General features: G+C 71.4%; 9 protein-coding genes. 1 reads left to right on the top strand and 8 read right to left on the bottom strand.

The window, feature by feature from the left end; translation table 11 throughout:
* Window position 1 precedes the first annotated feature (1 nt).
* Both ACLL9L_RS13260 and ACLL9L_RS13255 read right to left on the bottom strand, forming a co-directional pair.
* A complete protein-coding gene (locus ACLL9L_RS13260; RefSeq protein WP_411285133.1) occupies window positions 2-217 on the bottom strand; it encodes a hypothetical protein in 216 nt (71 codons plus the stop codon).
* A gap of 21 nt (window positions 218-238) precedes the next feature.
* A complete protein-coding gene (locus ACLL9L_RS13255; protein WP_411285132.1) occupies window positions 239-928 on the bottom strand; it encodes a ferritin-like fold-containing protein in 690 nt (229 codons plus the stop codon).
* 142 nt (window positions 929-1,070) lie between these two features.
* Here ACLL9L_RS13255 and ACLL9L_RS13250 point away from each other — a divergent pair, with 142 nt between their 5' ends.
* Window positions 1,071-2,858, top strand: a complete 1,788-nt coding sequence (locus ACLL9L_RS13250; protein WP_411285131.1) for a DEAD/DEAH box helicase — start codon at window positions 1,071-1,073, stop codon at window positions 2,856-2,858.
* A 126-nt stretch (window positions 2,859-2,984) separates the two neighbouring features.
* Here the strand turns inward: ACLL9L_RS13250 and ACLL9L_RS13245 are convergent, their stop codons facing one another.
* From ACLL9L_RS13245 to ACLL9L_RS13220, 6 genes are all read right to left on the bottom strand, one after another.
* The gene (locus ACLL9L_RS13245; RefSeq protein WP_411285130.1) at window positions 2,985-4,034 is read right to left on the bottom strand and encodes an NAD(P)-dependent alcohol dehydrogenase; all 1,050 of its coding nucleotides are present in this window, start codon (window positions 4,032-4,034) and stop codon (window positions 2,985-2,987) included.
* Between the two features lie 131 nt (window positions 4,035-4,165).
* Window positions 4,166-4,978 (bottom strand): ParA family protein, encoded by an 813-nt coding sequence (locus ACLL9L_RS13240; RefSeq protein WP_411285129.1) that lies wholly within the window; start codon window positions 4,976-4,978, stop codon window positions 4,166-4,168.
* A 127-nt stretch (window positions 4,979-5,105) separates the two neighbouring features.
* Entirely contained in the window at window positions 5,106-6,008 is a 903-nt protein-coding gene (locus tag ACLL9L_RS13235; protein WP_411285128.1) for a RecB family exonuclease, read from the bottom strand.
* Between the two features lie 55 nt (window positions 6,009-6,063).
* Entirely contained in the window at window positions 6,064-6,672 is a 609-nt protein-coding gene (locus ACLL9L_RS13230) for a MarC family protein (protein ID WP_411285127.1), read from the bottom strand.
* Window positions 6,669-7,520 (bottom strand): PHP domain-containing protein, encoded by an 852-nt coding sequence (locus ACLL9L_RS13225; protein WP_411285126.1) that lies wholly within the window; start codon window positions 7,518-7,520, stop codon window positions 6,669-6,671. Before ACLL9L_RS13225 ends, ACLL9L_RS13230 begins: the two co-directional genes overlap by 4 nt.
* Window positions 7,521-7,556: 36 nt before the next feature.
* The gene (locus ACLL9L_RS13220) at window positions 7,557-8,075 is read right to left on the bottom strand and encodes a MaoC family dehydratase (RefSeq protein WP_411285125.1); all 519 of its coding nucleotides are present in this window, start codon (window positions 8,073-8,075) and stop codon (window positions 7,557-7,559) included.
* Window positions 8,076-8,109 lie beyond the last annotated feature (34 nt).

The following is an 8,109-nucleotide window of genomic DNA, read 5'->3' as shown; positions in this document are numbered from 1 at the left end:
CTCACGGTCGGGCAGCCCTGCCCAACGACACGGCGTACGCGATCGCAGACACGAGGACCATCAGCGCGCAGACACCGGCGACCAGCACGCATCCCCAGAAGGCCCAGGACGCGTCGTCGCTGATCCAGGCGGCCATGACCGCGGCGGGCAGCCCCAGCAGGAGGCCCACGATCAGGAGCAGAGCGATCCGGGCCCTGGCTTCCTCCGCGTCAGTCATCTGGACCCCCGTGGCCGTCGGTCAGCTGGCGAGGCCGAGCTCGGCCATGCGCTCGCCGTGGCGGTCGGTCAGGCGGGTGAACATCCGCCCGATCGCCGCCAGGTCGAGACCGGGGCGGTCGACGCCGCCCGCGAGCAGGGCGCTCAGGGCGTCGCGCTCGGCCGCGACACGCTGGGCCTGGGTCAGCGCCTCCCCCATCAGCCGGCGCCCCCACAGCGCCAGGCGTCCGCCGAGGCGGTGGTCCTCCGCGATGCCGGCGCGCACCCGCTCGACCACGAAGGCGGACTGGCCGGCATCCGCCAGCGCGGCCACGATCAGGTCGCGCGTGTCGGCATCGAGGTAGGCAGCGATCTCGCGGTAGAAATCGGCCGCGATGCCCTCGCCGACGTAGGCCTTGATCAGGCCTTCGTACCAGTCGGCGGGCTGGGTGTGTGCGTGGAAGTCGTCGAAGCCGACCTGGAAGGCAGACATGGCGGCGTACGGATCGCCGCCGAGCTCACGCAGCCGCCCGTGGAGCTTCTCGAGGTGGGCGAACTCGGCCGCCGCCATGGACCCGATCGCGACCTTGTCCTCCAGCGTCGGGGCGAGCTTGGCGTCCTCCGCGAGGCGCTCGAAGGCGCTCAACTCGCCGTAGGCGATCGCTCCGAGCAGGTCGATGACGGCCGCAGTGTAGGCGGCGTCCTGGGGCGGGACGGCCGACGATTCAGTCATGCCCGAACCCTAGGCGATAGACTGTCCCCATCGCGGGCCGTGTTTCGCACATCCATTCACCGGCCCCGACGCATGTGCGCGGCTGGCTTTCTCTCTCCGAGTCCGCCGCACGACGAGGACAGAGAACAGAAAGCGACATATCGTGACCACCACATTCCGTGAACTCGGGGTGCTCCCCGGGATCTGCGACGCCCTTGAGCGCGCAGGCATCATCACCCCCTTCGCCATCCAGGAGATGACCCTCTCGGTCGCCCTGATGGGCACCGACCTCATCGGCCAGGCCCGCACCGGCACCGGCAAGACCCTCGCGTTCGGCATCCCGGTGCTCCAGCGCAGCGTCACCATGACCGACCCGGCCTACGCCGACCTGCCGCAGGGCAAGCCGCAGGCGCTCATCGTCGCTCCGACCCGCGAGCTCGCGCTCCAGGTCTCCAACGACCTGCACCTGGCCAGCGCCGACCTCGGCCTCCGGGTCCTGACGGTCTACGGCGGTGTCGGCTACGACACCCAGCTCGACACCCTCGCCTCCGGCGTCGACATCGTCGTCGGCACGCCAGGTCGGCTGATCGACCTGGCCAACCGCAAGGCGCTCGACCTCTCCCACGTGCACGCGCTCGTGCTGGACGAGGCCGACGAGATGCTCGACCTCGGCTTCCTGCCCGACGTGGAGACGCTGATGGCTTTGACGTCGCCGACGCGGCAGACGATGCTCTTCTCTGCGACGATGCCCGGGGCCATCGTGGCCCTGGCCCGCCGCTACATGAAGCAGCCGACCCACATCCGCGCCATGGGCGACGAGAACGAGAACGCCCACACCGTCAAGGCCACCGAGCAGTTCGTCTACCGGGCGCACGCGCTCGACAAGGTGGAGATGCTCGCCCGCATCCTTCAGGCCCGCGACCGCGGACTCACCCTCGTCTTCACCCGGACCAAGCGCACCGCCGCGAAGGTCGCCGACGAGCTGGCCGACCGTGGCTTCGCCGCCGCGGCGATCCACGGAGACCTGGGTCAGGGCGCCCGTGAGCAGGCCCTTCGGGCCTTCCGCCACGGCAACGTCGATGTCCTCGTCGCGACGGATGTCGCCGCCCGCGGCATCGACGTGGAGCACGTCACGCACGTCGTCAACTACCAGTGCCCAGAGGACGAGAAGACCTATGTCCACCGGATCGGTCGCACCGGACGCGCCGGCAACACCGGCATCGCGGTGACCTTCGTCGACTGGGACGACATGCCCCGGTGGGGAATGATCAACCGCCAGCTCGACCTCGGCATCCCGGAGCCGGAGGAGACCTACTCCTCCTCGGAGCACTTCCACGATCAGCTCGACATCCCCCACGAGGCCACGGGGCGGTTGCGCAAGTCGCAGCAGACCCGGGCCGGCCTCGGTGCGGAGGTGCTCGAGGACCTGGGCGAGACGGGCAAGTCCTCCGGTCGGCGCAACGCCGGCGGACGCGATGGTGGCGGGCGAGACGGTGGCGGGCGAGACGGTGGCCGACGCGACGGCGGCGGTGGCCGGGGCCGCGAGGACCGCGGCGGCGCCCGGGGTGCGGGACGGGTCGAGGGAGCACGCAGCGAGGGCCGAAGCCGCTCGCCCGAGGCGAGGGCCGAGGGCCGCCCGGAACCGACGACAACCGGGCCCGTCAACGACACCGCCGAGTCCGACGGTGAGCGTCCGCGTCGCAACCGCAACCGTCGTCGGGTCCGACGCACCGACGACGGCGCCGCTCCCTCCGACGGCACGGGTGACACCGGCGCCGCCGCCACGACCCCGCCCGCCGAGCAGGCCGCCGCCGACGCCGCAGGGGCCACCACCAGCGAGTCCGCCCCCCGCACCCGTCGCCGTCGTGGTGACCGAGGTGGCGCCGATGGCCACGGCGCCAACGGCGGCGCTGATGGCGCCGGTGCCGCCTCCGCCGCGGCGACCGACTGACGCACCACGCACGCTGACGCACCACGCACGCCGACGCACCACGGCATACGAGGAAGCGCCGGTCCCCAGAGGGGGCCGGCGCTTCGCGCGGTGTGGGGCGACGCGACGTCAGCCGCCGCCGCAGGCTCAGGCGGCGGGGATGGTGGCCGTGTCGATGACGAACCGGTAGCGCACGTCGCCCTCCACGACGCGGTCGTACGCCTCGTTGACCCGGTCGGCGCTGATCGTCTCGATCGTTGCGCCGATGTGGTGCTCGGCGCAGAAGTCGAGCATCTCCTGCGTGGCCGCGATCCCGCCGATGTTTGACCCGGCGAGGACCCGGCTGCCGTTGACGATGGAGCCGGGGGCGACCTGCCAGGCGTCGCTCGGCAGGCCGACGTTGGCCAGCGCACCGAGCGGGCGGAGCATCGCGAGGTAGGTGTCGATCTGCAGGTTCGCGCTCACCGTGTTGATGATGATGTCGAAGGAGGACCGGAGGTCCTTGAGGGCGGCATCGTCATTGGTGGCAATGTAGTTCGTCGCGCCCAGCGCCAGCCCGTCGTCCTTCTTGTCGAGGGTACGCGACAGGACGGTGACCTCGGCGCCCATGGCGACGGCGATCTTGACGGCCATGTGGCCGAGGCCACCGAGACCGATGACGGCAACCTTGGCGCCCGGGCCCGCGCCCCAGCGCTTGAGGGGGGTGTAGGTGGTGATGCCGGCGCACAGCAGCGGCGCCGCGACGTCAAGCGCGATCCCTTCCGGGATGGACAAGGCGAAGCGCTCGGAGACGACGACCTGCTGGCTGTAGCCGCCCATGGTCTTCTCGCCGTCATACCCCTCGCCGTTGTAGGTCGGCACCGAGCCCTTGGCACAGAACTGCTCCTCGCCGTCCTTGCAGAACTCGCACTCGCCGCATGAGTCGACCAGGCAGCCGACGCCGACGCGGTCGCCGACCTGGTGCTTCGTCACACCCGGGCCGACCTCGGCGACGATGCCAGCGATCTCGTGGCCGGGGACCATGGGGAAGATCGCCGTTCCCCACTCCTCGCGGACCTGGTGGATGTCGCTGTGGCAGATGCCGGCAAACTTGATGTCGATGCGCACGTCGTCGTCACGCAGGGCGCGCGACTCGATCGAGGTGGGCTCGAGCGGGGCACCTGCTGAGGGGGTGGACAGGGCGGCGACTCGGGTCATGGGGGCTCCTTGCGATGGCTGTCGGGGTGCCGTTCAGGTTCTCGGGGGCACGTCTGGTCACAACCACCGTCCTCGAAGGTGCATTCCCCGGACGGGATGCCGGGTCGCGTGAGCCTGCTCCAAGCCGCCGGTCAGAGGCGGTCGAGCAGACCCGCCGCGACCTCGCGGTAGGCGGCGGCGCCCTTGGACGTGCGTGACGTCGCCAGGATCGAGCGACCGACGGCGGGTGCCTCCGCAAAACGCACCGTCTTGGGGATCGGCGGCAGCAGCACCGGCAGCCCGTAGCGCTCCCCCACGTCCGCCAGGACCGCCTGCGCGTGGTTGCTCCGGCCGTCGAACATCGTCGGGAGCACCCCGAGCACCTCGAGGTCCTTGTTGAGGATGCGCTGCACGTCGGCCACCGTGTCGAGCAGCTGACCGACGCCGCGGTGGCTGAGCATCTCGCAGGGCATGGGGATGACCAGGCCCTGGGCGGCGGTGAGTGCGTTGAGGGTGAGGACCCCGAGGCTCGGCGAGCAGTCCAGCAGGACGACGTCGTAGTCGGGAAGGATCGGCTCGAGGGCCGTGCGCAGGACGTACTCGCGGCCCGGGCGGGGCAGCAGCTGCGCCTCGGCGCCGGCAAGCTCGATCACCGACGGGATGAGGTCGACCCCGTCCGCGCAGGAGATCACCGCATCCACCGCGTCGACCTTGCCGAGGAGCACCTCGTTGATGGACGTCTCGACCGCGTCGGGGTCCACGCCCAGGGAGAAGGTCAGGCAGGCCTGCGCGTCGAGGTCGATGAGCAGCACCCGCTTGCCGGCCTCGGCGAAGGCGGCGCCGAGACTGGCGACGGAGGTCGTCTTCGCCACGCCACCCTTCTGGTTGGCCACCGCGACCACCAGGGCGCCGCTGCGCACTGGCTTCTTCGTCGCCCGCCGCGCCCCACTCTTTGCTCCAGCCACTCGACTCGCCTCTCGCCGTTGCACACTCGTGCGCCCTGTGGCCGTCCAGCTGGTCGGCGGCCCGCGTGCGGTCCCAGTCTCTCAGGGTGGCAGCCGGGTCGGGGCCACCGCCCCTGCGTGGCCACCCTCAGGAGGTGTCCCCGCTCGCGAGCGACGCCCCGCTCGCCTCGGCACGCTCCAGCGCTGCCCACCCCGACCGCTCCGGCCCGACCTGCTGCCCCTCCGGGCAGTGGGCACGGTAGTCGCACCATGCGCAGAGCGAGGACACGTGCGGGGGAAAGAGGCTCGACGCCACCCCGATCTCCCGGAACTGCGCGTCGGCAGCCCGCGCGTCCCGGGCAATCGACTCGGCCTCGGCGACCTTGCGGGTCAGCGACTCGTCGGTGTGGGTGTGGGCCGCGACGGTGCCCGTCGGCACGTGGTGGAGCTCGACCCGGACGCACCGGCGGCGGAACATCTTCCAGACCGCCGCGGCATACAGGGCCATCGGCAGCGACGTCCGGGCCTCGTCCGTGGTGCTGGCGCGCCGGCTGGTCTTGTAGTCGACGACGACGAGCTCCCCACCGCGGTCGTCGAGGCGGTCGACGCGGCCGGTCAGGGCGATCGTCCTCGTCCTGAAGGCCACGGTCCGCTCGAGGCCCACCGGCGGGTGCCGGGGGTCGAGGCCGCCGAGGTATGCCGTGACCTCTGCCTGGACGGTCGCGAGCCACGTCGCGCTCTGGTCGGGGTCGCGGAACCCCACGTCGATCCACGAGGTCCGGACGAGCTCGGGTCCGGCAGCAGCGGTCCGCACCTCGTCCGGCAGGTCCCACCAGTCGCGCAGGGCATGGTGCGTCGCGACCCCCACGGAGGTGTGCGCCCGCGGCGGCCGGGTGGCCGGGCGCGGACGGTCGAGATACTGCATCCGGTAGCGCCTCGGACAGTCGAGCCACGCCAGCAGCCGGGACGGCGAGGCGGAGTAGAGGGGCAAGGGCATGCCCGGAAAGGCGCCCTGCGCAGTCCCGTCCGTCCCGCTCACCTGGTCGCCCACGCGCGAAACCCTACCGACGCCGACCGACGTCGGACCGCGTCGTCCACAGGCCCCGTCAGCGCGCCGCCACGAACGCGCGCACGCTGTCGGCGATCATCTGCACCGCGATCGCCGAGACGAGCAGCCCGGCGATGCGGGTCGCGAGCATCGTGCCCGACTCCCGCAGCACCCGACGAACCGTGCTGGCGAAGCGGAGGAAGGCGTAGACGACGAGCATCGCCGCGACGAGCGCCACGGCCACGGCCACCTCACCGACCACACTCCCCGCCTTCTGCACCGCAAGCATCATCGCGACGATCGCCCCCGGGCCGGCGAGCAGCGGTGTCCCCAGGGGCACGAGCGCGACGTTGACGCCGGCGTCGCCCAGCGAGTCCGACTCCTTGCCGGTGAGCAGCTCGAGGGCGACGAGCAGCAGCAGCAGGCCGCCCGCGCCCTGCAGTGCCGCGATCGAGATGTGGAGGTAGTCGAGGATCCGCTGACCGAACAGGGCGAACATCGCGATGACGCCGAAGGCGACGAGTGACGCCCGCAGAGCGGCGCCGTTGCGCTCGGCGGTGGTGAGACGCCCGGTCAGCGCGAGGAAGATCGGGACCGCACCGGGCGGGTCCATGATGACGATGAGGGTGATGAACGTCGACGCGAAGACCGTGACGAGGTCGGTCACGGTCGCAGGACCGGCGTGATGCCGCTCGCGCGAGCCTCGATCTGCTCGAGAACGCCCGGCGCAGTGGTGTTCTCGCCGAGGAGGTTGCGCTTGCCGGCGCCGTGGTAGTCGCTCGATCCCGTCACGAGGAGGCCCAGCGACGAGGCCAGCGCCCGCCCCCGGGAGCGCGCATCCTCGTCGTGGTCGCGGTGGTCGACCTCGACACCGGCGAGGCCGGCCGCGGCCAGCTCCTCGATGAGCCCGTCGGACGCCATCCTGCCCCGGGCCCGGGTGAAGGGGTGGGCGTGGACCGCGACCCCACCGGCCTCGACGACGAGCTCGACCGCACGCGCCGGGTCGGGCGCGTAGTGACGCACGTAGTAGGGGCTGTCGTTGCTGAGCCACTCAGCGAACGCCGCGTCGCGGTCGGCCACAACTCCCTTGCGCACCAACGCGTCGGCGATGTGCGGGCGGCCCTCGGTGGCGCCGGGGGGCACGCTGGCCAGCACCTCGGCATACGAGATCGGTATGCCGTCCGCGGCCATCAGCTCGACCATGCGTTCCAGCCTGCTCACCCGCGCCTCGCGGGCCCTGGTGAGCTCCGCGGACAGGCCCGGGTGGTCCGGGTCGGTGAGGTAACCCAGGAGGTGGATCGAGGTGCCGCCGCGCTCGCAGGAGATCTCGATACCGCGGACCAGTGTGACGCCCTCGCGCTCGGCTGCCGCGGCCGCCTGATCCCATCCCGACGTGGTGTCGTGGTCGGTCAGGGCGAGGACGTCGAGGCCAGCGGCGCGCGCGGACGCGACCACGTCGGCCGGCGGCTGGGTGCCGTCACTGGCGGTGGAGTGGGCGTGGAGGTCGATCAGCACGCTCTCAGGCTAAGGGGTCGACGGCAGGCCGGGCGGTCAGGTCTTCGGGGTCGGCTCGACGAGCTCCGGCCGCCCGGGCTGCTCCCCGCCGCGCGCGTCGAGGTAGCTCTGCTTCGGGACCATCACCTTGCGGCGGAAGATGCAGACGAGCGTGCCGTCCTGGCGGCATCCCTTGGTCTCGACGTAGACGACCCCGCGGTCGTCCTTGCTCTTCGACTCCCACTTGTCGAGCACCTCGGTCTGGCCGTAGACCGTGTCCCCGTGGAACGTCGGCGCAACGTGCCGCAGCGACTCGACCTCGAGGTTGGCGATCGCCTTGCCGGACACGTCCGGCACCGACATCCCGAGCAGGATCGAGTAGATGTAGTTGCCGACGACGACGTTCTTGCCGAACTGGGTCGTGTTCTCGGCGTAGAAGCTGTCGAGGTGCAGCGGGTGGTGGTTCATCGTCAGCAGGCAGAACAGGTGGTCATCGGACTCGGTGACCGTCTTGCCCGGCCAGTGCTGGTAGACGTCGCCGACCTCGAACTCCTCGTACGTGCGACCGAACTGCATGCGTCAGCCTCTCTGCTCAGCCCAGGTGCGGGTA

Source organism: Lapillicoccus sp., from assembly GCF_046595215.1.
GTDB lineage: Bacteria > Actinomycetota > Actinomycetes > Actinomycetales > Dermatophilaceae > Lapillicoccus.
Note: the sequence above shows the minus strand (reverse complement) of the source record. Positions and strands in the feature narration are given on the sequence as shown.

What these genes read in the sequence shown, in the direction of transcription:
- ACLL9L_RS13260 (WP_411285133.1), bottom strand. Translation starts at nt 217, where the DNA reads ATGACTGACGCGGAGGAAGCCAGGGCCCGGATCGCTCTGCTCCTGATC.
- ACLL9L_RS13255 (WP_411285132.1), bottom strand. Translation starts at nt 928, where the DNA reads ATGACTGAATCGTCGGCCGTCCCGCCCCAGGACGCCGCCTACACTGCG.
- ACLL9L_RS13245 (WP_411285130.1), bottom strand. Translation starts at nt 4,034, where the DNA reads ATGACCCGAGTCGCCGCCCTGTCCACCCCCTCAGCAGGTGCCCCGCTC.
- ACLL9L_RS13220 (WP_411285125.1), bottom strand. Translation starts at nt 8,075, where the DNA reads ATGCAGTTCGGTCGCACGTACGAGGAGTTCGAGGTCGGCGACGTCTAC.